Raw genomic sequence first — 26,705 nt, 5'->3', positions numbered from 1 at the left:
AAAAATGCACATTTTTTTCCTCCTAGAATGGGTTTTAAGGATGAATGCATACGAACACATGGGCGGCTACCGTTAGCCGTATCAAAAAGACCAGGCAAGACTGCATATTCTGAGCTTACGCGAGACTTTTTGGGGGGAAGTGAAGCCCCAAATATTCAACAAGGTCCTTCAGAGATCAATTAACCGGCATCTCACTTTCAAGTGAAAAAATTCCGGTTGAATCGCACAAGCCTAATTTAATCACTATAGGAGACAGGTAAAAATGAGTAATTCGAGATCAACCGTGGACGTCCGGTCGCGAGCGACCCAGCACCAAAATCGTGTGACGGCAGATGCAGGACAAAACAACAGGGAGCTGAGAAAAGCGGCGACAGCAAGCTTCATAGGGAATTTTGTGGAGTGGTTCGACTATGCTTCCTACGGCTATCTTGCGGCAGTCATCACAAAGGTATTTTTCCCCGCAGCGTCACCTGTTTCAGGGCTGCTGGCAACATTTGGGGTGTTTGCGCTATCTTTTATTGTCCGTCCCCTCGGAGGCGTTATCTGGGGCCATTACGGAGACAAAATCGGCCGCAAACAGGCACTTTCCCTGTCTATCATTTTGATGTCGCTGGCGACATTTTTGATCGCATTCCTGCCGACTTTCGAGCAGGTCGGGTTGTGGGCTCCGGCGCTGCTCTTGCTCGTTCGTCTTGTGCAGGGATTCTCCGCTTCGGGAGAATATGCCGGCGCATCGGCATTCCTTGCAGAGTACGCACCAGACGATAAGCGAGGCTTCTATACCAGCATCGTACCTGCCAGTACCGCGGCGGGCTTGTTGCTGGGATCGCTGTTCGTTACTGTTATGCATAGCGCGCTGTCCGCTGAACAGATGCAGTCATTCGGCTGGAGACTTCCTTTCCTGCTGGCTGCGCCGCTTGGACTTATTGGCCGCTATATCCGCGTAAAGCTTGAAGAATCGCCGAAGTTCAAGGCACTGGAGCAATCTCATCAGGTAACCAAGGCGCCGGTCTCCGTCTTGTTAACTACGCATAGGCGTGCTTTCATCATCGCTCTTGGCGTCACCATGCTGAATGCCGTAGGGTTCTATACCATCCTCAGCTACATGCCGACATACTTGTCGGTAGAGTTGCATGTTAGCGAGTCGGAATCGTTCCTTGCCACCACCATTGCGTTGGTCGCATATATCGGGCTCATATTCCTGATGGGTAAATTATCGGATCGTTTTGGCAGGAAGACCATGCTGGTCGTGGCATCGCTTTTCTTTATTGCCTTTACGGTGCCGCTGTTTAGCCACTTGAGTTCGGTCGGCCTCGTTGGCATGATCCTGATTCAGATCGCATTCGGTGCAATGCTGACCATGAATGATGGAACGCTTCCCTGTTTTCTATCCGAGATCTTTCCGACGAAAATCAGGTACAGCGGGTTCGCATTGAGTTTTAATCTGGCTAATGCAGTCTTTGGCGGGACCGCGCCTTTTATTGCCACCTGGCTTATTCAGGTGACGGGCAACAAGCTGGCACCAGCCTGGTATTTGGTAGGTGCTGCGCTCATCGCGCTTGTTGCTATGCTTGCCAGTCGGGAGACGGCTGGTAAGCCATTGGCAGATCGGTGAACTGGTGCGCGGCACGTGAAGTTGCCCAAAGATGACGATCCGCCAAAGCTGGTTCTTCGCAGGCTAGGCTCGGCTTATGAGCTTAGTCCGCACCTGCGAAGGTGCTTTTCCATGAGCGCGACGAAAGCTGTTGGAAAAATGTGAATTGCTCAAGAATCCGCATGCCATTGCGATATCTATAATTGATCTGTTCGTATTAAGCAGCAGATTGTAGGCGTTGCGCAAGCGCAGCTTCATGGCAAACGCCGAGGGACTCATGCCGAGCTCCGAATGGAACAAACGTTCGAGATGTCTGACGCTGATATGCACGTGCTCCCCTATCTGTTCAAGACAAACAGGTGTGTCAAGATTTCGTTCAATGAGCAACATGGCCTTGCGGACCCGGATATTGTCGGTTTCCTCAGTCAGCAGCGGCTGCGGTTGGGGCGATATTGATGGCAAGGGAGCCTTTTCAATCATGATACGTAGCGCTTTTGCCGCCTCGGCCTTGCCGCAGTGTCGCTCGACAAGATAAGCAGCCAAATGCACGACGCTTGTTCCACCTGCACTTGTCAGCCGATCACGTTCATCGATAAACAGTTCATCCGAGCTTACGGACAGTTCCGGAAATTCATTTGCGAATTCATTGTGATGAAACCAACTGACGCAACTCCGATACCCCTTCATCAATCCTGCCCGGGCGAGAATGAAGCTGCCCGTGCAGACCCCGATGAGAGGGATATTCGATAATGCAGCCAATTTCAAGAAAGAAATGATATCCGGAGAAACATCCCTTCCGTACAAAAGGCCTCCAACGACAACGATATAGTCGAAATCTTCAAGGTCCGTTAACCTCTTGTTCGGGGTAGCCTCCATATTTGTTTTGTGGACTACAAAATAGTCGACAATCAAAATGCCGGCAATCGGACCCAGAAGGGCTGAATAGCCGACCAGCCAGGTGAAGATATAGCCTTGCGTACTTTCCAGAATTTTCCAAGGCATCATAGCAATCGCAATAGCCGCAGTGATATAGCCACCTGTCTTGTAGGAAATATGCTTTGGACTAAGCGCCGAAAAATCATAAGCGGGGCATCACTTTGTCCTGTCAGCTTGACGCGTCCCGGATCACGGCACGCACTCGGCGCCAGGTCCTGTGATGGTTAAAAAGGGGATGAGTAATACCGTAAGGCGAAGGGACGTAGAACTGGACCGGACGGCGGCTTGGTCGGTGAGCCTCGACCTCCAAAGCGTGGGCGCGTGCCAAGAAAGTGCATTTACGCTTCTTGGATCGATCGCTGGGCGAGTGCATTAGAGAGCGTATGCCCGCTTCGGGCAGGCATCTGAATACGGAAATGCTTGCAGATGCCAAGGTGTCATGGTCTGAGCACCGGGCTGTAGTGTTGTTCAGCCCCAAGGCTGATCAAGTTTCGTGCCTCATCCCAAGGGTTCGCAAATCTTATTTTTTATGAATGCCGGCAATAATGCGCACAACAGCGTGCGCATTACTAAGGCTTGCTCTCCTGGCAACCAATGAACACAACGCCGGTTAATTGATAGCATTCGCCAGAATGTCACAACACAACATTCCTGACTGGTTGCCTAGACTTGACACACAATGCTTTCGGGGATTTCGCGATCGCTGCCGACACCCGGCATCCGTTACTGCAGTACGCCGCTTGCTTTGGCCGTGTGCGTTGCGATGGCATCCATCAGCGCTGGAGACAAGCTATCGTAAGGGGACAGCCCAAGTTCTACCAGCCGTGCCCGGACCGCGCCCATGTTATCCGGGCTTGCACCCGATTCGATAGTCGATGAAACAAATGCGGCAAATTCCGGCGGTGCCCAACCCTCTTCGCTGGAACGCTCGGTATGGATAAAATCGAGGCCGTAGAATGGGTGCGCCTTATTTTCGATGCGGCCATACATATGGACACCGCACTCTTTGCAAGCATGCCGTTGAATCGTTGCGTTCGCATCCACCACCGCCAGTTTGTCGGCGTTTGCAATGACGCTGACGTTATCGCGCGATACCACCGCTACTTGTGAAAACAGTGCGCCTTCCGGTTTCCAGCACTTTGTACAACCACACACGTGATTGTGTGCACACTGACCTTTGATCGCCACTTCGACCTTGTGCGTCGAGCAGGCGCAGACAAGCGTCCCGCCAGAAAATCCCGCAACCGGAATGTGTCAATTGATTTGAAACACCAGTTTGAATGCGATGAGAGTCTAAATCTCAGTATCAAGCAGCGTTTTTCTCCCTGGTTGGTGGGTTAATCCAAGCGGCAGTGGGCAGTTTGTGTGGTTGCGGCAGCCGGCTCTTGAAACGATTTGGGTTGCGCTGAAACGCCACGCTTAGCGTGATCTGCCGTTGTTGGCGCACTTCTGCAGCGCGGCCCGTATGGACGTTCTCCGGCGTCATCATGCCGATCCCGGAGTGCCGGTGCTGGGTGTTATACCAGGCGAAGAACGGTACGCAGTGCGCTCTTGCATCGGCGATCGAACCAAAGCGTGACGGGAAACCGGGCTGATATTTCAAGGTCTTGAATTGCGCTTCCGAATAGGGGTTGTCGTCGGAGACATATGGCCGGCTGTGCGATTTGACGATTCCCAGATCGGCTAACAATGTGGCCACAGGCTTGGAACGCATGCTGCTGCCACGGTCGGCATGCAAGGTCAGCATGCCAGGCACGATACATTCTTTCGCGGCACTGTCGGCAATCAGTTGTTCGGCCAGTTCGGCGGTTTCCTGCTCGGCCACCATCCAGCCGACGACATACCGGCTGAAGATGTCGAGGATGACATACAGGTGGAAGCAGGTGCCCCTGACTGGCCCCTTCAATTTTGTAATGTCCCAGCTCCACACCTGGTTCGGCGTCACAGCCAACAACTCCGGCTTGGTGTATTCCGGATGCCTGAGCTGATTGCGTCGTTCGCGCACGGCGGTACAGCCTTGCAATAGGCGGTACATGGTCCTTACCGATGCCAGGTAGCACCCTTCGTCGAGCAACTGGGCATACACGGCAGCTGGCGCACAATTGACGAAGCGCGGGCTATTGAGCGCGTTGAGTACGGCCTGCCGCTCATCGCCAGACAGAGCCAACGGCGGGCGCCGTGCTGGCGCCGGGATGGTCAGTGCGGACGATGGCGGCATCATCCTGGCACGCCGCGCCAGGCGTTCGCGATAGACCGCACTGCGTGGCAGATGCAAGGCGCGGCAGGCGTGGGCCAAACCAACGTCGGCGGACAAGCTGATGGCTGCATTCATCACTTGGGCTCGCTGGGCGCGTCGGCCGTGGTCAGGCCTAACAGAATGGAAAGTTTTTTTTGGACGTCGATGATGAGGTCTGCCTTGGCCAGCTTGTTGCGCAAGCGTTCATTCTCACGCGTCAGTTCAAGCACCAGACGGGCCTCTGCCGCGCCCGGTTTGATTTTTGGGCCGCGCTTGCGCTCGACGAGAAGTGCCTGTTCCGCGGCGTCGCGCTGCTTGCGCCAGGTCGCCAGATGCGACGAGTAGATGCCTTCCCGGCGCAACAGCGCGCCAATGTCGCCAACTGCGACGCAAGCGTCAGCGGCGATGAGAATGCGCTGCTTCTCGGCCTTGGAAAAGGAGCGCCGTTTCGCCGTTGCCACGACTTCGGGATTGGGCCGCGCCGCGCCGGAAGAAGCCTCTTCAGTCGCCCTGCGGGCTCCTTGCGTGGCTTCTTCCGGCGCAATGGCGTCTGCTATGTTGATAATCTGCTGCTTTCGGTTTTGCATATTGGGAACCTACCGTTGTACTCTAAATTAATTGGGTAGGTGTCTCAAGTTATATTGGCACGGGGGGAACTGCGGGTTTCAATCCGTTATCGACGGCTGGATGTATGTTGACTGCACTATTCATAATAATTTCTCCTTGAGGGTTTTATGGTTAAACGGCTGTTGAATAAAATGGGATGGAAATGATCAATAACGTTACGGCGTGGCCGCACTTAATCGTCGATGGTGAAGTGCTCGCTGATCAGTTCAAGCATGGCGTACCCCGCTCAATACAGCACGACGGACCGAATCGATTCGCCGCTTTTCATCAGATCGAAGCCTTCGTTGATCCGTTCCAGCGGCAAGGTATGGGTGATCAAATCGTCGATATTCAGTTTGCCTTCCATATACCAGTCAACGATTTTCGGTACGTCGGTACGCCCGCGTGCGCCGCCGAAAGCCGATCCTTTCCATTCACGCCCGGTGACCAGTTGGAACGGACGCGTGCTGATTTCCTGCCCCGCGGCGGCCACGCCAATGATGTAGGACTGGCCCCAGCCTTTGTGGCAGCATTCCAGGGCCTGGCGCATGGTCGTGACGTTGCCGATGCACTCGAAGGAATAATCGGCACCGCCATCCGTCAACTGGACAATGTGATCGACGACGTTTTCGACTTCTTTCGGATTGACGAAATGGGTCATGCCGAACTTGCGCGCCATCTCGATGCGGCCCGGATTGATATCGACACCGATAATCTTGTCGGCGCCGACCATCTTGGCGCCTTGAATCACGTTGAGCCCAATGCCGCCGAGTCCGAATACAACGACATTCGCGCCGGCCTCGACTTTGGCCGAGAACACCACGGCACCCACGCCTGTCGTCACACCGCAGCCGATGTAACAGGCCTTGTCAAATGGCGCATCCTCACGGATTTTGGCCAGTGCGATTTCCGGCACCACGATGTAATTGGAGAACGTCGAGGTTCCCATATAGTGAAAGATCGGTTTGCCATCGATAGAAAAACGCGAGGTGGCGTCCGGCATCAGCCCTCTGCCCTGCGTCGAGCGAATGGCCTGACATAGATTGGTCTTGCGCGACAGGCAAAACTTGCATTGACGGCATTCCGGCGTGTAGAGCGGAATGACATGATCGTCTTTTTTCAGCGTGCTGACACCCGGACCGACCTCGACCACGACGCCTGCGCCTTCATGCCCCAGAATCGAAGGAAAAATCCCTTCGGGGTCAGCGCCTGACAGAGTGTAGTAATCGGTATGGCAAATCCCTGTCGCCTTAATCTCGACCAGTACTTCACCGGCTTTGGGCCCCGCGAGATCGACTTCTTCAATCGTCAGTGGCGCACCGGCCTTCCATGCAATAGCGGCTTTCGTTTTCATTATTCAGTTCCGTAATATTTATTAGACGCATATTGCGACACGAAAAAGAAGGCAAATAAAAACAGGGGGAATATTGGCCGAAATTGCTGCAATTACGTCTGCATTTGCATGCAATTGTTCCGAGCAGTTGGCTTTGCTCAGCGCGGCAAGGCGAGGAATTGTCAAAAAGATTTTGAATAGTTTCTTAGCGATCAAGATCGCGCAGTAGTCGAAAAGCGCTCGCGATACGCACACGACGTAATCCCGAGCTTTTTCTGAAAAACCCGGCGCATCCTTTCCTCTGTCTTGAAGCCTGACTTAAATGCGATCGACTTCAGGGATGATTTATTCTCTTCCAATAGCCGTCTGGCGATTTCGAAGCGCGCATTCTCTATGAACTCGGCGGGACTGATCGATGCTTCCCGCTGAAATACCCGCGTGAAGTTTCTATTGCTCATGGCGGACTTTGCGGCTAACAGCGGCACACTCAGATCGTCCTGCAGATGCGACAGTATCCAATTCTGTAATTCTCGTATCATCGGATGACTGGTCATCTGGCTTGACAGATGAACGCTGAATTGGGACTGGCCGCCGGGTCGCTTCAGATAGACGACAAGTTCGCGCGCCACCTCTAACGCAATGTCACGACCGAAATCGTTTTCGACGGTCGCTAAAGCCAGATCGATTCCGGCCGTCACGCCAGCCGATGTCCATATGTTGCCGTCTTGAATAAAGATCGCATCGGCATCGACGGTCACCTCTGGATAGCGATTTTTTAATCGTTCGGCAGCACCCCAATGAGTGGTCGCGCGCCTGCCATTCAGTACGCCTGCTTCGGCCAGGAAGAAGCTGCCGGTGCATAACGCTGCGAGTTGCCTGATTCTGGGGGCAATGGCGGCAACCCACTCGACTATCTCAGGAGTGTTTTTCAGCGCCGCCTCAATGTCCGGGGTGCCGACAATCATCGCGATGTCTGGCAATGCGAGCGTGCTGATTGCTTTCGTTGCCTGCAGCGACATTAACGTGTCGGAGCAAATGCTGCCGATATGTGTGGCGGCAATGCATACATCATAGCGGCCAGGCAGTTGACGCAAGCCCAGATACTTGTTGGCATAGTCGAATACCTTCAATGGACCTATCGCCTCCAGCGCCTTGAAGCCGGGGTAGACGATGATATCGACAGTGAGGACATGGCTGGCGTCGTTCATTGCGGGAGTTCCTGGGTTCGTTGCCGGAATCATTACGCAAACAGTTTGCCGGGATGCATGATGCCATCCGGGTCAAGTGCATGCTTGATGCGTAGCATACAGTCGATTTCTTCCGGGCTACGTGTATATGACAAGCAGGCACGCTTGTGCAAGCCGATGCCGTGCTCGGCGGACACCGAGCCGGCATATTTTCTCAGCAACGTATAGTCGATGTGATTGCGTTCAATAGCGAAGATCAGGCCAAGCGGGAGAGGCTGCAAAAAGGCATGAAGACACAGCCCGATATGGCGGAATCATCGGGTTATGCCCAGCATTACGAACACATCTTTCCCGACAATTTTCACGGGATAGATCGGTAAGTCTTGGGTGACGGGACGGCACAATGCCTTGCCGGTGCGTATATCGAAGCGGCCCTGGTGCAGCGGGCATTCGATCTCGCAGCCATCGAGATATCCTTCCGACAGATGCGCATGCTCATGTGTGCAAATGTCATGCGTCGCATATACCGCGTCCTCGACCTTATAGAGCGCAATACTTTGCCCACCCACGTTCGCGGCGGTGACTTCGCCTTCCACCACGTCGTCGAAGCCCGCTGCCCGCTGCCACTCCACATCTGGATTTACGATAGACATGTGGCACCTCAGATCGGGTAAATGATGGAGTTCGGCACCAGCTCGCTATCGAAGACGCAGATGCGCTGCCGGAACTTCAATCGCCCGTTTTCGCTGACGATGGTATCGATGTAACGGCCAGCGTTAAAGACTTCGGAAAACGAATCCAGTTTGGTCCGTATCACCAGGTAGTTCGCTTCCGAAACGATGACCCCATCGCTTTCGCTGATGACTTTCGGAATGCCGACAATATGCCGCTGGTAGTACGGGGCATGGAAAATCGTCTGTGTAACGCCGTAGACGCGGTCTTTTAGCATCGCCTTGCTCTCCAGCGCCAGCGCCGACATCGGTAATCCTCCTTCGAAGTTTTCGCGTGAAACATTCCGGTAAAGGCAGTCGTCTGTAAAAAATTCCGGCCACTCTTCGTAGTGGCTGTCGTCGACGCACCGTGTGTAGTCAGCGTACAAGTCCTGAAGCGCGAAACGTGTTGTTGCATCCATGTCAGACCTCCATTACTTTGCGGTAATACTCGTACATGCCCCGGATCAGCGTCTCGGAAATATGCGTATCGGTGTCGGCGATTTCGTGGCCACCCAACTCGCAGAGGGTCTCGGATTCGGGATCCTGCGCCATGCCTTCTTCGACAAGTCCGATGATTTCACTGTCGTCCGCGGAGACGAAACCGGCGGGTCCGAACAGGTTGGCCTGGCGCAGGCGCCGCTCGGTCATCTCCGGCGTATCGTCCGCAAAGCCGAGATGCGTCCAGATGTAATCGAAGGCTTGCGGACCGCGCGGAATTACCTGGCGGACTGCAACTGAATTGATTTGCTGTTGCATGATCACGCTTGGAAAAATGCTTTGAATTACCGCCGTTGGCCCATCCCACCACGGCTCCGTCTCTACATCGAGGAAGCGGCCGTCATTCAGTGTCATGTCCGCCCGGAAACTGCTCACGCCTGTGGTTGCCTCACCTTTCCCGCCCTGGTTGCGTGTCGTCACCATGGCGGAGTGGCGGTGCAGATCATCCATGACATTCTGCGATTCGTTGTCCGCCCGCCATAGTCCGTAATTGACGAACCAGGTATGGAGTAATCCCGGGTGGTAGCAGTCCTTAAGATTTTCGTGGATCAGTTTCCAGTTGCCGGGAACACGCTGCCGGTTGTAGCCGAGAACTTTCAATTCGCGGCCGTCGAACACGCGCTCGAAGTATTTCAGCATGGTAGGCCCGAGAAACTCTTTGAAGTCCGGCACATCGGGGTGAAAGCTGGCAAAGATGACGCCGTTGTGTACCGCCACTTTGAGCTTTCTCAGTCCGTGATCCTCCCGCTTGAAGTCCGCGGGCATCCCGCCTTTGCCCTTGATGCCGCGCATGAATGGCACGCCCTGGAGATTGCCCTGAAGATCGTAGCTCCACTGGTGATACGGGCAAATAAAATCCTTCCGGTTACCCGAGTGTTCCTGACAAAATTGCGCCCCTCGGTGAGCACAGTGGTTTTCCACTACATTGATATTACCTTCCTCATCGCGCACCACGATCACGGAGCGCTCGCCGACCCAGGTACGCTTGAAGTCGCCGACATGCGGGATCTCTGCCGTCAACGCCACATAGTTCCAGTGCGGGCCGTTGAAGATACGTTCCTGCTCGCGTCGATAAATATCAGGATCCGTGTAGATCCAGTAGGGAACGCGGGACGAGCCCGGTTCACGCCAGTGGCGGACGAATGAAATCGGTTGTGGATGGTTCATGCCTTCTCCTTGGATGGAATGCGACGTCTGTTGACGCCTTGTCGTATGTTTCTCGCGTACGCAGGTGCGGATGCAGCCGCGAATCGATGAATGCGCTTCGTTATCCCAGCAACATCGGCATGGACTGCGCCAATGTGTAGGCCCGCTCGACGCATGTCCCGTTCAACGCGAATCCGCGCAACAGGCCGCTGCCGTCGCGGAACAGCGACTGCATGCCGCTGTCTTCGGATGCAGTGTTCCACTCTCCCTCCACACCCTGCGGAGGCGGGCAGACCACGGTCGGGCAGGCCGGGGTTTTTACGATAATTGGCATCGCGGCATAGCGGACCAGCGCAGCGTCGCCCGCCAGGTTGCCGGCCACGACTCTGGCAGCCGGTCCGATCGGTGCGATATAGGGAAGCCATAACCGGCCTACCTCGGCGCAATCGCCAAGCGCAAACACCTTAGGGTCACTGGTCCGAAGACCCAGGTCGACCGATATGCCATGACTTGCCCGGATCGACGTGTCCTGGACCAGAGAGGTACGCGGCTTCAAGCCAATTGCCGACAACACGATGTCCGCTTCGAGCGCATCGCCGTTGGTACAACGGATGATGACACCATCCCCATGTCGCTCGATGGCACTCACCCCGGTGCCCAGATGCCAGTCGATACCCGCTTGCCGCAGGGCGTTTAACAGGAACTGCCCATTGGCGCTGGGAAGAAGCCGGCTCAGGGGTGCGGGAGCGATGTCGATGACTTTTACCCGATAACCGGCATGCGCCAGATCGTTCGCAAATTCGCAGCCAATCAGTCCTGCACCGAGAATGGCAACAACTTTCCTGCCGCGTGCCGCCGCCCGGAAGCGCGCGTAATCTGCGAGGTCATTGACCGAGAAGATGTTTTCCAGAGATGCTGCGGCGAGTGGCAGCCGTATCGGTTCAGCGCCAAGGGCAAGAACCAGTTGACTGTAGGCGATGGTTCCCTGAGTTGTTGACAGCGAACAGGCGACCGTATCGATGTGTCGTACACGGGTTTTCGTCAGTACGTCTGCCTTGATTTGGGCAGCCATTCCATCTGCGGTCCTGGATGCCAGCTCCGACACCGGGACGCCCAGGCGAAAGGCTTCGGAAAGGGTCGGCTTCGAATAGAACTGTCCGTCGTCAGCTGTCACGACCACGAGCGGATCGATCTTGTTCCGTTTGCGGAATTCACGGGCTACCGAATAGCCTGCAAGACCGCTTCCGACGATTACGATGGGATCCATGGTTTTTTTCGCCAATCGGCACTGCCGTTTTTTTGTGTTTGATTAAACTGTCAGCGCTCATCGCGCTATCTCTTGGCACGAATATATTCCTTGGCATATCATATGTAAATCGCATATTTTTGATGGAAGGTATACAGAAAATTGGATATTCTCCATTTAGACCTGAAGCTGCTGGTTGCTTTCGAAGCCATGCTGGTAACGCGCAATGTCACCTCCGCAGCGGATGCCATCGGATTGACGCAGCCGGCAATGAGTACATGTCTGGGAAAACTGCGAAAGGTGCTGGGCGATCCTCTTTTCGTCAGGACTTCGCGCGGTATGGAGCCGACTCCGTTCGCGCTGGAGTTGTCGGAACCGATACGAAATGCCCTTCATTTGATCCGGCAGACGCTGAATCGGGACAAGCATTTCGATGCGGCGACATCGACCCGGACTTTCAAGCTGATCATGACGGATATCGGAGAAAGAGTTTTCCTCCCCGATCTATTGCGGCGGCTGAACACGGTGGCGCCGGGACTCAATATCAGGACGGTGCAGTTACCGGTGAGGGAAATGCGGGAAGCGCTGGAATCCGGGGAAATGGATCTGGCCGTCGGCTTCATCCCGGACCTGAACGCCGGCTACTACCAGCAAAGATTATTCAATCGATCTTACGTGTGCGTAACGCGACCGGATCATCCGACTATCAAGGACAGGCTTAGCCTGAAGCAATACCTGGCGGCATCGCATGCAATCGTTTCCGCTCCGGGAACCGGTCACGACGTGGTGGAAAGAGTCCTGGCCGAAAAGGGTCTCAAGCGCAGAATCGCGCTGCATGTGACGCATTTTCTGGCCATTCCGCTGATCGTCGCTAATACCGATCTGATCGTGACCATTCCGGCCATGCTGGCGGAGTCCTATCTCCCCGCCGGCAATATCAAATTACTGGCGCCGCCGGTCAAGCTGCCGGTTTACTCGATCAAGCAATACTGGCATGAACGATTCCATGAGGATGCCGCCAACCGCTGGCTGCGCGGATTGTTCTTTGATCTGTTCGGAGACTGATTTCCTGGGCGACCGGCTGAAGCCTTAGCGCCCAAACAGCGAACGGAAAAACGCCACTATCCGGTCACGTAGCACCGAGAAAACAAGCGCTCCCGCATTGAGCTCAGCCGCCGGGGCGTGCACCGCGCTACCATCCGCGATGTCGCTGCCGGTCCGACTCAGACGCGCGCGCAGGTTTTCGGCAAATGCATCGGTCATGCGCTTGGCAATGTCCCGCACGATGCTCGAACGACTGAACTGCGCGAGGGGGCCGGTCAGCGCGAACCCGACCTGGACCTCGACCCGGGTCGCGGCGCCGCCTTTTTCTTCAATCAGGTCGTAGCGAATTTCGCCACGGGTTGCGGAACTCGACTTCGTGTCGCGGGCACTGCCGTATATTGTCCCGGAGTGGTTCGCGGGATCGCGCACTACGTCGGCAGCCCCTTCGAATTCGGCCACGATCGGTCCGACCTTGATCCGAAGCTTCGGTTCGACATGGGTCTCGGTGGGTGGGGCGAGTAGCGATGCACCGGGCAGGCATGTTGTCACATCGCCGAGGCGGCCGAAGAAGTCCCAGACCTGCTCGCGCGGAAAGTCGACGCTGAAGGATTGGTGCAATGTCGTCAGTGGCTTGCCGGTATCGGACGCGCCGGCCTTATTGGCCGGTGCCGCCGCCGTGGCAGCCGCAGCCCTTTGTGCCGGTGCCGCGACCGGCTTGGCCGTCCCGGCAGATGCCGTGTTGCCGCTCGCCATGGGCTGAGCATGACCGGAACCAGCCGGTCCCAATATGGTGCGCGGATTTTCCGGCAATACCACGCCTGCTTCCTTGCGCTCGGCGATCACGCTTTGCACCGCCTTGATGATGCCCACGTAACCGGTACAGCGGCATAGATTGCCGCTCATGGCAAACCGGATATCCTGCTCGCTCGCATCCGGCATGCGCAGCACCACATCACGCGCGGAGGCCAGCATGCCCGGCGTGCAGTAGCCGCATTGCAAGGCATGTTCGCGCGAAAACGCGGCACGCAGCATGCGCATGACCTCGTCGTCATCCATTCCTTCAATAGTCGTGATACTGGCACCGTCGCAGGCGACGGCAAGTGTGATGCACGAGCGTGCCGGTACGCCATCGATAAGCAGCGTACAAGCGCCGCAGACGCCATGCTCGCAGCCCAGATGGGTGCCTGTAAGGTTCAGCGTGTCGCGCAGGAAATCTGCCAGTTGCGTACGTGGTTCGACGGTCGCGGCAGCGACGTTCTTTCCATTTACGGTTAAGTTAATCGTCTTCATGATAGTTCAGCCCGGTCAACGGCGCGCTTCAAGGCGGCAATGTGAATTTGATTCTCCAGCGGGTCAGTCATCCCGGCGCTGGTGAGCGTGTGTCTGGCAGCATCGAGATCAAGTCCTCGTGCCCGCCCGCCGTGCGCTGCGTTGTTGAACAGCGCACGTGCGTCGGTGAGGACGATGGGCTTTGACTCTGTTGCACCGAGCACCACCCGGCACACCGCCCGATCCGGGTCGTGAAGCACCGCGCCGATGGCATGCGCAAATTCCCCCGTTTTGCGGCAGAGCTTGTAATAGCCCCAGCGCGCATTCGCAGACAGGCGCGGTATGCGCACCGCTTCCAGCATTTCACCTGGTGCGAGTGCGACCTCGAACACGCCGGTCATGAAATCCTCGATAGCCAGCCGGCGTTGACCAGCCGGTCCAGTGATCAGTACTTCGGCACCAATTGCCGCCAGACTTGAAATCCAGTCCGCAGACGGGTCCGCATGGACGAGGCTGCCGCCGATGGTGCCGCGGTTGCGCACGGCGCGATAGGCAATTGCGCGGGCTACTTTCGATAATGCGCCGCCGGTCACGTCGGGAACCCGGCCATCTTCAATATCGGCATGGGTGACGCAAGCACCGATGGTGATCGCATCGGCGCTGAGCTCGACCCGCTTGAGTTCGGGAATGCCGGTGATATCGACCAGCAGATCGGGCTGCACCAGGCGCAGATTGAGCATGGGGCCAAGCGACTGGCCTCCCGCGAGGATCTTGACGACAATATCATCGCGCTGCATGAGCGCGATGACGGAGGCCAGGTTGGCGGGACGTTCGTAGTCGAACCGTGACGGCTTCATGCGAACTCCTTGGTGGTGGACGAAGATGCTTTCGGCGCCTGCGCGTGTATCGCGGCATTGGCAATCGCTTCCAGAACGCGGCGTGGTGTGATCGGCGAGATATGCAGCTCGGCACCCAGCGGACGCAAGGCGTCATTGACCGCATTGCAGATCGCGGCCGGCGGTGGAATCGCGCCACTTTCACCAACCCCTTTCACGCCGAATTCGGTATACGGAGACACGGTCTCCATATGGATAATGCGCGGCTCGGGTACCTCGGTTGGCCCCGGCAGCAGGTAGTCGGCAAAGGTAGACGCGAGCGGCTGCGCCGAAGCATCGAACGCCATTTCTTCATACAATGCAGTGCCTATGCCTTGTGCGGTTCCGCCATAGATCTGGCCATCGACCACCATCGGATTGACCAGTTTTCCGCCATCCTCGACGATCACGTAGTCGAGGATTTCGATATCGCCGGTTTCGGGGTCGACCGCCACCAGTGCGGCATGCACGCCATAGCCGAAGGTGCCGGAGTCGCGCATCGGCTTGTACCCTTCCGTCACCTCGAGACCGCCCGGGTTGACTTCGGCAGGCAAGTCCTGCGGCCGCAGATACCAGGTCCGGGCCACTTCTGCCAGTGTCAGGCTGCCGGCGGGCCCCACGACGCAGCCGTCGCGCACTGTCAGCTGATCCGGATCCGTCTTGAGCATCCAGGCAGCGATCTGGATCAGGCGCTTTGCCAAGGTCTGGCAAGCCCGAGAAACGGCGCCGCCAGACATCACCATGCAGCGCGAACCCCAGGTGCCGGTAGAGTATGGTGTGACAGCGGTATCGCCGTGCACCAGTTTCACGCGCGAAATATCAATCCCGAGAATCTCATGGGCGACCTGTGCCAGCGTGGTTTCCAGGCTCTGGCCGTGTGAATGGGCGCCGATGCGCAGCTCCAGGCCGCCATCGGGCGTCACTCTCGCCGTGGCCTGTTCATACCCCGGTACCATCGGGATGCCCCAGCCGGCGTACACCGAGGTGCCGTGCGCCGCTTGCTCGCAATAGATTGAAATACCGACGCCGATCAGGCGACCATCCGCTTCCGGGCATTGTTGCCGGGCCCGAATGGCCGGGTAGTTGATTGCGTCAATCGCCTGGCGCAGGGCTTCCGGGTAGTCTCCGCTATCGAAATGCTTGTTAGTGATGTTGTCAAACGGCATCTGCTCGGGCCGTACCAGGCTTTTCATCCGCACCTCGTACGGTTCGACACCGGCTTGCCGTGCAATGGCATCCAATACCAGTTCGAGTGCAAAACAGACGCCGGTGCGCGCCACGCCACGATAGGGGAGAATCGGGCACTTGTTGGTCGCCACCGAATAGGTTTTGCAGCGATAGGCCGGAAAGTCATACGGGCCGGGTAAGATGCTGGCGACCTGCGCTGCTTCCAGGCAGGCTGAGAATGGGTAGGACGAATAGGCCCCGGAATCGACGGTTGCCTCGCAATCGATGCCGAGCAGGCGCCCGTCATTGTCGGCATAGCCGGTAATGCGGTAGAAATGCTCGCGGCAATTGGCGCCCGCTGTCAGATGTTCGCGCCGATCCTCGATCCAGCGTACCGGGTGACCGCGCTGCATCGCGAGCCAGCCTAGCGCCACTTCCTCTGGCAACAAGATACCCTTGTAGCCAAATGCACCGCCGACATCCGGCGCGATGACCCGGATCTGGCCCTGGTCGAGGCCGAGGCATTCGGACAAGCCGGTTCGTACGATATGCGGCATCTGCGTCGAAGTATAGACGACGAGCTGCTCGAGGCGATGATCCCAGTAGGCGACCACACCGCGCCCTTCCATCGGCGCCATGGACTGGCGCGAGGTCCTGATTTCGCGGGTAACCTGAATCGGGGCATTGCGTACCTGCGCGATATCGATGTTGACGTTTGTTTCGAGAAAGACATTATCCGACCATGCCTCGTGCAGCAGGGGCGCGTCACTCCGGCGGGCAGCCAGCATGTCGTGAACGGCGCTCAACTCATCGAGATCAAGCCTGACGGTTGCCGCGATGTCTTCCGCTTCGGCTCTTGTGGCAGCAACACACATCGCGACCAGTTCACCCACGTGCCGCACCTTGCCGCGTGCCAGCACCGGCTGCTCGGAAACCTTGAAGCCCGGCAACCCGGATACCGACCTGATCGCCTTGACTGTAGCGAGCTGCTCGATGGTATAGACGTCTTTCCGGTGGACATCTGGAATATTGACGCCCAGAATTCCCGCATGAGCGAGCGGGCTACGCACGAACGCGACATCCTGCATTCCAGCCAGACGTATGTCCGCAACAAACTGACCGCGTCCCCGCATCAAGCGATCATCTTCCTTGCGCAGGGCGCGCGCACCGACACCTTGTCCTGACATTGGCCTGCTCCTCTAATCACTCACTGTGCCCGTTGATGGGCATACAAACCATGGTGCCGCTGCTAGTCACGCAACAAGCACCCCTGGCAATCTTGAGTCATGCGCGGCAAGGTGGAACACGCCGCCGACTTCTATGCTACAGCAGAGGCATCATTCTAACATACCATTTATAGAATGATAGTAATTATTGGCCGGCGCACTCAGGAAAATCCGGGTGATGATCAGGCTGGCTTTTTCCGGGTTTTCGGAAGCGCTTTCGGCGTCGGCTTCACTCTGTCCAGCAAGTTCATGTGCAGCTTCATGCAGTCGCTGCGGTAGGTGATCTCGGCAACATAAATCGCCACGTCGTCCTGATCGGTGACAACGCAACGGCACTCCGCGGTCGGAACACTCAAGGGTACCTGGAGCAGATCCGCGGTTTCGCGATCGGCGGTGCCGATCACGAGAGTTTGATGCGCTTCCTTGATGTCGACGCTCTCGAGTGTGGCCAATACCGATAATGCAGTATGTTTCAGGAAGGCGTCCCGGTTCTGGTCGAAGACCTCCCGCGCGAGATGAAGATTGACGACGGCATACGGCACGCCGTCCTTGAGCTGCACGCTACGCAGGAAGACGTATTCGGACGCCATCGACCCTTCGTCTTCATGTATCTTTGGGAAAAGGGGAGGGGTGGCTACTTTGATGAACTTGGGAACGTTTTCCTTGATCGACGTAATCACTGATTCCCAGGTGGTTTCAAGTCTGAGCCAGCGCTTGTCGTTGACGTGTTCGTTGACGAAAGTGCCGCGCCCCTGCTGACGCGTGACAAGGCCTTCCTTCTCAAGCAGTCCGACTGCCTGCCGAACGGTGACGCGCGCAAAGTTAAATTCTTGTTCGAGTTCTTCCAGAGTCGAAATTTTCCTGCCGGGTAGCCATTCGCCGGTTTCGATCCGGCGCCGCAACGCGGACGCGACTTGAATGTACGCTGGGATTTGGCCGCGTCGATCCGCGCTGTTCAGTTTTTGCATGGTTTTATACTCCTATCATTCTAATGATGGAATTATACAGTCAGATGTCTGCGATGGGTTCCGGGAATAGCCATCATGACGCTGTCAATAAGAAAATATTAGCGGGCCGTCAGCCAAGAGCATTCGCAACCCCGCTGACCAGATTCTCCGAATACAGTGCCGCAAGGTCGATGCCGGCGGAGGCGCTCAGTACGCGGAGCGTTTCAACGCACCGTAAAAAATCCGCCTCCTGAGTCCTGCGCAGTGCTTCCGCCTCACCCACGCCAATCGCCGTGAAGCGGATCTTTTGCCCCGGCTTGCGGCGTCCGAGTATGGGGATGTCGGCGGAAACGACGGTCGCAATTTTGGGATATCCGCCGCTTGTCTGCGCATCGGCCATCAGTACAATCGGCAGGCCGGAGCCCGGTACCTGGATCGATCCCGTCACGATGCCGTCGGACACGATGTTGTACCCCTTGGCGTGATCGAGCCTGGGGCCTTCCAGACGGAAGCCCATTCGATCCGACTGCGCGGATACCGCGTACTCGGCGGACAGGAACGTGTCAATCGCTGCGTCAGTGAAAAAATCGGCCTGCGGTCCGAGCACCACCCGAATCGGCTGATCGAGGGCCAGGTCAAAGGGGCGCGCTAAGGCATGTTCGCTGCGCACATCCACGGCCGCATGCTTTAACGGGATCAGGTCTGCCTGCCGCAGCGCGTGTCCGCTATATCCGCCGAGGGCGCCGCGCACGTAAGTCGACGCGCTACCGAGGCTGGGCGCCGCGTCAACCCCGCCTTCGATCGCGAGATAGGCGCAGCCCGAATCACCGAGCCTGGTTACGCAAAACACCTCACCTCGGGTCAGCCTGACGCTACGTCCGGCCGAAATCGGGCGCGCGCCGATGGCGCCTATTTCAATCACGGCGTTGCAGCCGACCAGTGCGACCCGCACGGATTCCGCCTGCACCTCCAGTGCAGGTCCCTGATGGAGCATTTCAAGCGCCGGAGTGCCCGCAGAATTGCCAACCAGAACGTTGGCAAGACGCAGACTGATGCGGTCGAGAGGACCGGAAACCGGTACGCCGACATCTTGAAAACCGATACGTCCAAGATCCTGCACGGTGGTATGCAGGCCGGGATTGATTACTTTGAGTGCAGGCTTCATATCTCTATCATTTCGTAAGGAACTTGGTAGGCATCGGCATCGCTTGCCGAGCGGATTGCCGCGAATTCAGCAGTAGTGATCGGCTCGAAGCAGACCGCGTCACCGGGACTCAACAAGACCGGACGAGGCCAGCGCTCATTGAACAGCCGGATCGGTGTGGTGCCGATCAGGTGCCATCCGCCCGGGCTTTCGAGCGGGTAGATCGCAGTCATGGCGGAGGCGATTGCAATCGAGCCGGCCGGAACGCGCGTCCGCGGATCCGGCCGGCGGGGGAGCACGAGTGTGTCGGGAAGATCCCCCATGTAGGGATAGCCCGGCACGAAGCCGATCATATATACATGAAAGCGCGTGCCGCTATGCAATCGAATGACTTCGTCGCTGCCGAGGCCGGTGCGCTCGCCCACTTCCGCGAGATCCGGCGCATGACAAGCCTCGTAACAGGCGGGAATTCGCCATAGTTTCGCCGCTCTGGTGACTACACTGGCGTCGTCGATCAACTGTTTCAGTCGTTGGATCAGGCTGGCACTATCCGTCGCCAACGGGTCGTAGTGAACCATCAAGGAGCGATACGTCGGCACTGCTTCCGAAACGCCCGGCAATTGCGCCGCACGAACCTTGGCGGCCAGGCGCAGGACGCGGTCGCTCAAAGCGCGATCAATCACGTCTCCGAATTCGACCGCCAGCGCGGTGTCACCCGCGGAAAGAAACCTTACATCCATTCTGCCTTCTCCTGGTAACTCGCCGCATATGCAGCAATTGGTATGAATACCTCAAAAATCGTATTGTCTTTCCATCTTTAGTAACATATACTAATTCGCAAGCGGGAAGATATCAAGAGAAACCATCGCTACCGGTGCATGGCAACACGCAACAATGGTATTGCCGGTCGCGTCAGGACGAATTCCCATATGGATTTTTTACCTAGAGGATAAAGGACAGGCAATGACACTATCGGTCAATCTCAATGCAGACATGGGTGAAGGTTTCGGTGCATACGACATCGGCGATGACGACGGAATCCTGAAAATCATCCGTTCGGCGAATATCGCCTGCGGTTTCCACGCCGGTGATCCGCTCACCATGCGCCGCGTGGTGCAGCGCGCCAGGGAGGAGGGCGTGAGCATCGGCGCCCATCCGGGTTTCAACGATCTATGGGGCTTCGGACGCCGTCGTATCGACATGCGTGCGGACGAGCTTGAAAGCCTGATCGCTTATCAGATCGGCGCGCTCCAGGCGATGGCCGCATACGCGGGCGAGAAGGTGACGCATGTGAAGCCGCATGGTGCACTCAACAATATGGCAGCAGAGAACGCCGACTACGCCATGGCCATCGGCCGCGCCATTAAAGCTGTCGATCGCGACCTGATCTATGTCGCGTTGTCCGGCTCTGAAATGGAAACGGCCGCGCTCAAGTTAGGACTGAAACTTGCCCGCGAAGGTTTCTGCGACCGTCTGTATGAAGACGACGGAAATCTGACCTCCCGCAAAATTCCTGGATCGGTCATCAAGGATCCTGCCATTGCCACCAAACAGGTGGTGCAGATGGTGCTTGAGGGCGAAATCATTTCGCGAAACGGCAAGCGCATCCCGCGGCGAGTCGATACGTTGTGCGTGCACGGCGACGAGCCCACGGCGCTGGCACTTTCGCGCGCAGTGCGCGAGGGACTGGAAGCAGCCGGCGTCAAGATCGTGCCGCTCACGGAAATGGCACTGGGCTGAAGTCCTCGCGCTCACCTATATAGCTTTCACACTTAGCAACTACAGGAGTACACAATGCAAACTCGCCCTACTCTGGCAATCATCGGTGGCACAGGCGCCCTCGGTTCCGGCTTAGCCATTCGTTGGGCCGCCGCAGGTTTTCCGGTCGTGCTGGGTTCGCGCTCAAGCGACAAGGCCAAGGAAGCGGCACTTCAGATCAAGGCCGGCAACGGCACACCGGCGGTGCGTGGCGCAGATAATGTCACCGCTGCGGCCGCAGCCGATATCGTGATTATTGCCGTGCCGTTTTCACACCACGATGCAACGCTCGATGACATCAAGAGTGTTGTCAGCGGCAAGATCGTCGTCGATGCGGTGGTGCCGCTGGTGCCGCCGAAAGTTTCGCAGGTGCAGTTGCCGCCGCAGGGCTCGGCAGCGCAGATCGCACAGGAACGCCTGGGTGACGTCGCCCGCGTGGTATCCGCATTCCACAATGTCGGTGCGGCAAAGTTGCAGAATGGCGGCGCGATCGAATGCGACGTGCTGGTGTGCGGCAACGACAAAGAGGCGCGTGACGCGGTGATTGCAATCACCGACGCAATCGGCATGCGCGGCATCGACGCTGGGCCGATTGCGAATGCGGCCGCTTCCGAAGCGCTGACCTCAATTCTGATCGGCATCAACCGACGCTACAAGGTCGATTGTGCGGGCATCCAGATTACTGGCATCACCGCCAACGCTGCAGCGTAGAGGTCATCATGGAGAGCACAGTCGTCACGTTGACCGCAGTTGCGGGTATTCCGATGGTTCAGCCCGGCGACGATCTCGCCGACATACTCATCGACAAGCTGAGTCGCGCATCGATTGTGCCGCGTGATCAGGATGTAATCGTCATCGCCCAGAAAATCGTCTCGAAAGCGGAAGGCCGCTATGTGGATCTGTGCGAGGTGGTGCCATCTCCTCGCGCCGTTCATCTCGCTGCAGAGGTGAACAAGGATCCGCGCCTGATCGAGCTCATTCTTGCGGAAAGCCGTGAGGTGCTGCGTCATCGCGGTGGCGTACTGGTGGTGGAGCATAGGCTTGGCTTCGTGATGGCCAATGCCGGCATCGATCAATCGAATATCGATCACCCCGGCGGACGCGAGCGCGCCCTGTTGTTGCCGGAAAACCCTGACGCAAGCTGCGCCAAACTGAAGGCGCGGCTGGACCGCGCTTTCGGCGTTGATCTGGCGATCGTTATCAACGACAGTTTCGGTCGTCCGTGGCGCAACGGCGTCGTCGGTGTAGCACTTGGCGCCGCAGGGCTACCGTCATTGCTGAACCTCATCGGCGCCCCCGATTTGTACGGACGGGCGATGCGTGTGACCGAGGTTGCGGTCGCTGATGAAATCGCCGCAGCGGCCTCTCTGATCATGGGGCAGACCGATGCAGGCAAGCCCGTCATTCATGTTCGCGGACTACAGTGGAACGCACCTGAGCGCAATGCGGCGGCCCTGTTGAGGCCGAAACAGCAAGACATGTTCCGATGACGGAAAAGAGGCATTCATGACATCGTACAAAGAAGAACGGTCCCCGCCAAACGAGCGATCCGGGCGGGTAGTGGCACTGTGCGGCGGCGTGGGGGGGGCCAAGCTTGCATTGGGTCTCGACACACTGTTGCGCTGCGGGCAATTGACAGTGGTTGTCAATACCGGGGATGACTTCGAGTATCTCGGCTTGCGTATTTCGCCCGACCTGGACACCGTCCTGTACACCCTTGCCGGTTTGAACGATCAAACGCGCGGCTGGGGACGCGCCGGTGAAACCTGGAATTTCATGGCCGCAATGCAGGAACTCGGCGGTGAAACCTGGTTCTCTCTAGGCGATCGCGATCTGGCACTGCATGTGGAACGCACACGCCGCCTTCTGGCCGGCGAAACGCTGACCGCCGTAATGAGCGATATCGCTCATCGAACCGGTGTGAAAGCGCGGATTTTGCCAATGACAGAAGAGCCGGTACACACCATCGTGCATACGGCGGACGGCGCTTTGCCGTTCCAGCAGTATTTCGTCAAGCATGCCTGCAAGCCGGCGGTGTCGAAAATCACGTTTTCCGGCGCTGACGATGCCGCGGCAAATCCGGCGTTGCTGGACGCGCTTGCGCATCCCGATCTGACGGCAATCGTCATTTGTCCGTCCAATCCTTACCTCAGCATTGATCCGATTCTCGCGGTGCCCGGCATCCGTGCAGCATTGCAGCGTGCAGCAGCACCTGTCATTGTTGTGTCACCGATCGTAGGCGGACAAGCGGTCAAGGGACCGACGGCAAAAATCATGACTGAGCTTGGGATCAGCGTCACCTCAGGCGCGGTTGCCGAGCATTATCGCAGTCTGATCGATGGACTGGTCATTGATCATAGCGACGCGGCAGAGGCAAACGAACTTGCCATGCCCGTGCAGATTACGCGGACTTTGATGCAGACCGCAGAGGACAAACTACGGCTGGCCTGGGCGGTACTGGATTTCGCGCAGGTGCTGACCGAGCGGGCCGTGGTTAGCACTCGATTGACGGGGAGCCACCGATGAAACGCGCGCTGCTCTGGGCCGTAGTCCCGGTCAAATCGTTCGCATGCGCGAAGCAGCGCCTGATGCCGCTTCTTTCTGCACAGGAGCGAGCGGGTCTGGCGCGGGCGATGTTCGAGGATGTGCTGCGGGTTTTGGCACACTGCCGACATCTCGCAGGCACCATCGTCGTGACCAGCGATGCCGATGCCATAGCGATCGCGCACGCTGCCGGCGTGGGAGTGCTCGACGATAGCGCCAATGCAGGGCTCGTTCCGGCCGTTCAGCACGCGGCGCAGCATCTGGCCGGCGCAAGGCGCGCCGGCATGCTGGTGGTCCCCGCCGACCTGCCACTCATCACAGCCGCCGATATCGAGTTGATCGCGCTGGCCCACCAGGTCTCGCCGTCGATCACACTGGTGGCCGCCAGCAACGATGGCGGCACCAACGCGCTGGCGTGCTCGCCGCCGGCCGCCATGCCATTCTGCTTTGGCGAAAACAGCTTCCGTCGCCATCGCGATGCGGCCTTGTCGCTTGGGCTCTTGCCCAAGGTACTGACGTTACCGCGTTTCGGCCGCGACATTGACCGGCCGGACGATCTGTTCGCATTCCTCCAGCATCCGTCACCGACGCGAAGCTATGCCTACCTGACCGATAGCGGTATCGCACAACGACTGCGCCATCGCCAGCTTGAACGCACCGACTTCACCCGCGCCGAACCCGTCGCGCTCTACCAAAAGGGATGACACCTCTTATGACTACGCTTATGACTACGCCAATCTTTACACAATACGACCGGCTTTCGCGCATTCAGGCCCATACGCTGCCAGTCATCGATCTTAAAGTTCTGACGCGGGCCGCGGCCTTGCGCCGGGATGCAGCCCATGGCCTCGTTATCTCGTACTCGCGCAAAGTCTTTATCCCCTTGACGCAATTGTGCCGCGACGTTTGCCACTACTGCACCTTCGCCCACCCGCCGCGCAAGGGAGAGCCAGCTTACCTGTCGATCGAGAAGGTGCTGGCGATCGCCCGGGCCGGCGCCGCCGCAGGTTGCAAGGAAGCGCTCTTCACGCTGGGCGACAAGCCGGAGGACCGGTACCACGTGGCGCGGGAAGAGCTATTGCGCCTGGGGCATGACTCAACGCTGTCCTATCTGGCCGAGGCAGCACGCGCGGTGTTCAACGAGACCGGCCTGCTGCCGCACCTCAACCCCGGCCTGCTGGATGCAGCGGACCTCGCAGCGCTGCGACAGGTCTCCATCTCGCAGGGGATCATGCTGGAGAGTTCTTCCGAGCGCCTGTGCGAGCGAGGTGGCCCGCACTTTGGTTCACCGGACAAGAATCCCGCAGCCCGGCTCGAAACTATCCGCCTGGCGGGCGAAGCCGGTGTACCGTTTACGACAGGTATCCTGATCGGCATCGGCGAGACACGCGAGGAGCGCATTGATGCACTGCTGGCATTGCGTGATTTGCAGGACCGGTTCGGGCACATTCAGGAGATCATCATCCAGAATTTCAGGCCCAAGGCGGGAACGCTGATGGTCAACGCTCCTGCTCCGTCGCTGGAAGAGCATCTCTGGACGATAGCCGCAGCCCGGCTCATCTTTGAACCGTCGATGAACATTCAAGCGCCGCCGAATCTGAGTCCCGGCGCGCTGCGTCCGCTGGTCGATGCGGGCATCAATGACTGGGGCGGCGTGTCGCCCGTGACCCCCGATCACGTCAACCCGGAAGCCCCGTGGCCGCATCTCGACGCACTGGCACGCGCAACCAAGGCAGCTGGCAAAGAATTGACCGAGCGCCTCGCCATTTATCCGGCCTACGCGCGTGAGTTGGAGCGCTGGGTCGATCCGGCATTCCGCACCGCGCTCCTGCATCGGGTCGACAGCGATGGTTTTCCCCGTACCGATAGCTGGTCGCCCGGCGCACAGGAAGATCCGCCTCTGGCAGATATCAGCCTGATCGGAGAAAAACCGACCACCAAGGTGCATGGTGAAGTCGAACAGATTCTGGCACGCGCCCGGGCTGGCGCAACACTCACGGAAACCGAGATCGTGCGGTTGTTCCGCGCCCGCGGCAAGGAATTCACCGCGGTATGTGCAGCAGCTGATGCGCTGAGAAAAGAGATGAACGGCGACGTGGTGAGCTTCGTCGTCAATCGCAATATCAACTACACGAATATCTGCGCCTACCGTTGCCAGTTTTGTGCATTTGCCAAAGGGAAGACCACCGAAGATCTGCGCGGTAAACCCTACGACCTGCCGCTGGAAGAAATTCAGCGCCGTGTGCGCGAAGCATGGGATCGCGGCGCAACCGAAGTCTGCATGCAGGGCGGCATCCATCCGTCATACACCGGTGCGACCTATCTTGATATCTGCCGTGCCGTCAAGGCGGAAGCGCCCGACATGCACGTGCACGCATTTTCGCCGCTCGAGGTGTGGCAAGGTGCTCGAACATTGGGAATTCCGCTGCAAGACTATCTCGCACAACTGAAGGCAGCGGGCCTTGGCACACTGCCGGGAACCGCCGCCGAAATTCTCGATGATGAAGTGCGCCGTGTCATTTGCCACGACAAGGTGACGACGGAAGAATGGCTGGAAGTCATGCGCACCGCACACGGTCTGGGCCTGCGCAGCACGTCGACGATCATGTTCGGCCATATGGAAAAATTCGAGCACTGGGCGCGCCATCTATTGCGACTGCGTGCGCTGCAGGTGGAAACCGGCGGTATCACGGAATTCGTACCGCTCCCCTTCGTACACATGGAATCGCCGATCTATCGCAAAGGCAAGGCACGCCGGGGGCCGTCCTTCCGCGAAACGGTACTGATGCACGCGGTGGGGCGTCTTGCCTTGCACCCGGTCATTCCGAATATTCAGGCCTCCTGGGTCAAGTTAGGCGCGGAAGGCGTGAAAGCGTGTCTGCAAGCTGGCGTCAACGATATGGGCGGCACTCTGATGAACGAGACCATTTCGCGCTCAGCCGGTGCTTCACACGGTCAGGAGATGACAGCAATGGCGATGGAAGCATTGCTCGAATCGATCGGTCGCATCCCGCGCCAACGGACCACTTTGTATGGCACGCCCACTGACAGCGCGAAAGACAAGGCGCGCGCCGTGACGACGCCGGTGGAACCGGTACGAATCGAGTTCAAGAAGAAAGAAACCGGTCACACCTGCGCCGCCTAAGCCGTGGCAAACGATGACTGGGGACGCGTCGCGCCGGATATTCAGGCTTAGAGCGGCAACGGAGCATTTCGGGTTGGATGGCTAAGGCTGC

At 57.8% G+C, this 26,705-nt stretch carries 23 protein-coding genes and 1 pseudogene; 8 read left to right on the top strand and 16 right to left on the bottom strand.

What is annotated here, in order from left to right; translation table 11 throughout:
• Positions 1 to 262: 262 nt before the first annotated feature.
• A complete protein-coding gene (locus AC3CHX_RS17530) occupies positions 263 to 1,615 on the top strand; it encodes an MFS transporter (RefSeq protein ID WP_488629308.1) in 1,353 nt (450 codons plus the stop codon).
• Between the two features lie 63 nt (positions 1,616 to 1,678).
• Here AC3CHX_RS17530 and AC3CHX_RS17525 read toward each other — a convergent pair.
• The 10 genes and pseudogenes from AC3CHX_RS17525 to AC3CHX_RS17480 all read right to left on the bottom strand — a co-directional run.
• Positions 1,679 to 2,671, bottom strand: a pseudogene (locus tag AC3CHX_RS17525) (GlxA family transcriptional regulator); the annotation flags it as partial.
• 582 nt (positions 2,672 to 3,253) lie between these two features.
• Positions 3,254 to 3,781 carry an S-(hydroxymethyl)glutathione synthase gene (gfa, locus tag AC3CHX_RS17520; RefSeq protein WP_488644851.1) on the bottom strand — a complete coding sequence of 176 codons (528 nt, stop codon included), beginning with the start codon at positions 3,779 to 3,781 and terminating at the stop codon, positions 3,254 to 3,256.
• A gap of 55 nt (positions 3,782 to 3,836) precedes the next feature.
• A protein-coding gene (locus tag AC3CHX_RS17515; protein WP_488644718.1) for an IS3 family transposase occupies positions 3,837 to 5,311 on the bottom strand; the annotation gives its coding sequence in 2 pieces (ribosomal slippage) (positions 3,837 to 4,880 and positions 4,883 to 5,311; 1,473 coding nt in all).
• Positions 5,312 to 5,619: 308 nt separating this feature from the next.
• Complete coding sequence (locus AC3CHX_RS17510) at positions 5,620 to 6,726, bottom strand: S-(hydroxymethyl)glutathione dehydrogenase/class III alcohol dehydrogenase (protein ID WP_488629307.1); 1,107 nt, start codon at positions 6,724 to 6,726, stop codon at positions 5,620 to 5,622.
• 191 nt (positions 6,727 to 6,917) lie between these two features.
• Positions 6,918 to 7,913 (bottom strand): GlxA family transcriptional regulator, encoded by a 996-nt coding sequence (locus AC3CHX_RS17505; RefSeq protein WP_488629306.1) that lies wholly within the window; start codon positions 7,911 to 7,913, stop codon positions 6,918 to 6,920.
• A 32-nt stretch (positions 7,914 to 7,945) separates the two neighbouring features.
• Positions 7,946 to 8,173 carry an FAD-binding oxidoreductase gene (locus tag AC3CHX_RS17500; RefSeq protein WP_488629305.1) on the bottom strand — a complete coding sequence of 76 codons (228 nt, stop codon included), beginning with the start codon at positions 8,171 to 8,173 and terminating at the stop codon, positions 7,946 to 7,948.
• A gap of 33 nt (positions 8,174 to 8,206) precedes the next feature.
• A complete protein-coding gene (locus tag AC3CHX_RS17495; protein ID WP_488629304.1) occupies positions 8,207 to 8,545 on the bottom strand; it encodes a non-heme iron oxygenase ferredoxin subunit in 339 nt (112 codons plus the stop codon).
• Between the two features lie 8 nt (positions 8,546 to 8,553).
• Complete coding sequence (locus AC3CHX_RS17490; protein WP_488629303.1) at positions 8,554 to 9,024, bottom strand: aromatic-ring-hydroxylating dioxygenase subunit beta; 471 nt, start codon at positions 9,022 to 9,024, stop codon at positions 8,554 to 8,556.
• Between the two features lies 1 nt (position 9,025).
• The gene (locus AC3CHX_RS17485) at positions 9,026 to 10,270 is read right to left on the bottom strand and encodes a Rieske 2Fe-2S domain-containing protein (RefSeq protein ID WP_488629302.1); all 1,245 of its coding nucleotides are present in this window, start codon (positions 10,268 to 10,270) and stop codon (positions 9,026 to 9,028) included.
• 100 nt (positions 10,271 to 10,370) lie between these two features.
• Entirely contained in the window at positions 10,371 to 11,516 is a 1,146-nt protein-coding gene (locus AC3CHX_RS17480; RefSeq protein ID WP_488629301.1) for an NAD(P)/FAD-dependent oxidoreductase, read from the bottom strand.
• A gap of 141 nt (positions 11,517 to 11,657) precedes the next feature.
• Between AC3CHX_RS17480 and AC3CHX_RS17475 the strand changes: the two genes are divergently transcribed.
• Positions 11,658 to 12,560, top strand: a complete 903-nt coding sequence (locus AC3CHX_RS17475; protein ID WP_488629300.1) for a LysR family transcriptional regulator — start codon at positions 11,658 to 11,660, stop codon at positions 12,558 to 12,560.
• A 24-nt stretch (positions 12,561 to 12,584) separates the two neighbouring features.
• Here AC3CHX_RS17475 and AC3CHX_RS17470 read toward each other — a convergent pair whose 3' ends face one another.
• The 6 genes from AC3CHX_RS17470 to pxpB form a co-directional block, all read right to left on the bottom strand.
• Entirely contained in the window at positions 12,585 to 13,829 is a 1,245-nt protein-coding gene (locus tag AC3CHX_RS17470) for a xanthine dehydrogenase family Fe-S subunit (protein ID WP_488629299.1), read from the bottom strand.
• On the bottom strand, positions 13,826 to 14,665 hold the full coding sequence (locus AC3CHX_RS17465) for an FAD binding domain-containing protein (protein WP_488629298.1): 840 nt from the start codon (positions 14,663 to 14,665) through the stop codon (positions 13,826 to 13,828). The genes AC3CHX_RS17470 and AC3CHX_RS17465 overlap by 4 nt, the downstream gene beginning before the upstream one ends.
• Positions 14,662 to 17,037, bottom strand: a complete 2,376-nt coding sequence (locus AC3CHX_RS17460) for a xanthine dehydrogenase family protein molybdopterin-binding subunit (RefSeq protein WP_488629297.1) — start codon at positions 17,035 to 17,037, stop codon at positions 14,662 to 14,664. Before AC3CHX_RS17460 ends, AC3CHX_RS17465 begins: the two co-directional genes overlap by 4 nt.
• A gap of 221 nt (positions 17,038 to 17,258) precedes the next feature.
• A complete protein-coding gene (locus tag AC3CHX_RS17455; protein WP_488629296.1) occupies positions 17,259 to 18,044 on the bottom strand; it encodes a GntR family transcriptional regulator in 786 nt (261 codons plus the stop codon).
• 109 nt (positions 18,045 to 18,153) lie between these two features.
• Complete coding sequence (locus AC3CHX_RS17450) at positions 18,154 to 19,188, bottom strand: 5-oxoprolinase subunit C family protein (RefSeq protein WP_488629295.1); 1,035 nt, start codon at positions 19,186 to 19,188, stop codon at positions 18,154 to 18,156.
• Positions 19,185 to 19,907: a 5-oxoprolinase subunit PxpB gene (gene pxpB / locus AC3CHX_RS17445; protein WP_488629294.1), complete on the bottom strand. Its 723-nt coding sequence runs from the start codon at positions 19,905 to 19,907 to the stop codon at positions 19,185 to 19,187. The genes AC3CHX_RS17450 and pxpB overlap by 4 nt, the downstream gene beginning before the upstream one ends.
• Positions 19,908 to 20,130: 223 nt before the next feature.
• On the opposite strand from pxpB, the gene AC3CHX_RS17440 reads away from it, so the two are divergent.
• From AC3CHX_RS17440 to cofH, 6 genes are read left to right on the top strand one after another with little or no spacing between them, the layout of a single operon-like run.
• A complete protein-coding gene (locus AC3CHX_RS17440) occupies positions 20,131 to 20,907 on the top strand; it encodes a LamB/YcsF family protein (protein WP_488629293.1) in 777 nt (258 codons plus the stop codon).
• 54 nt (positions 20,908 to 20,961) lie between these two features.
• Entirely contained in the window at positions 20,962 to 21,636 is a 675-nt protein-coding gene (npdG, locus tag AC3CHX_RS17435; RefSeq protein WP_488629292.1) for an NADPH-dependent F420 reductase, read from the top strand.
• 8 nt (positions 21,637 to 21,644) lie between these two features.
• Positions 21,645 to 22,415, top strand: a complete 771-nt coding sequence (gene cofE, locus AC3CHX_RS17430) for a coenzyme F420-0:L-glutamate ligase (RefSeq protein ID WP_488629291.1) — start codon at positions 21,645 to 21,647, stop codon at positions 22,413 to 22,415.
• Positions 22,416 to 22,431: 16 nt separating this feature from the next.
• On the top strand, positions 22,432 to 23,451 hold the full coding sequence (gene cofD / locus AC3CHX_RS17425) for a 2-phospho-L-lactate transferase (RefSeq protein WP_488629290.1): 1,020 nt from the start codon (positions 22,432 to 22,434) through the stop codon (positions 23,449 to 23,451).
• Positions 23,448 to 24,173: a 2-phospho-L-lactate guanylyltransferase gene (gene cofC / locus AC3CHX_RS17420; RefSeq protein ID WP_488629289.1), complete on the top strand. Its 726-nt coding sequence runs from the start codon at positions 23,448 to 23,450 to the stop codon at positions 24,171 to 24,173. Before cofD ends, cofC begins: the two co-directional genes overlap by 4 nt.
• Before the next feature lie 8 nt (positions 24,174 to 24,181).
• The gene (gene cofH, locus AC3CHX_RS17415) at positions 24,182 to 26,614 is read left to right on the top strand and encodes a 5-amino-6-(D-ribitylamino)uracil--L-tyrosine 4-hydroxyphenyl transferase CofH (protein ID WP_488629288.1); all 2,433 of its coding nucleotides are present in this window, start codon (positions 24,182 to 24,184) and stop codon (positions 26,612 to 26,614) included.
• Positions 26,615 to 26,705: the final 91 nt, after the last annotated feature.

The sequence above is a fragment of the Glaciimonas sp. OK215 genome, assembly GCF_057787885.1.
This window is presented reverse-complemented; position numbering and strand designations above follow the sequence as displayed.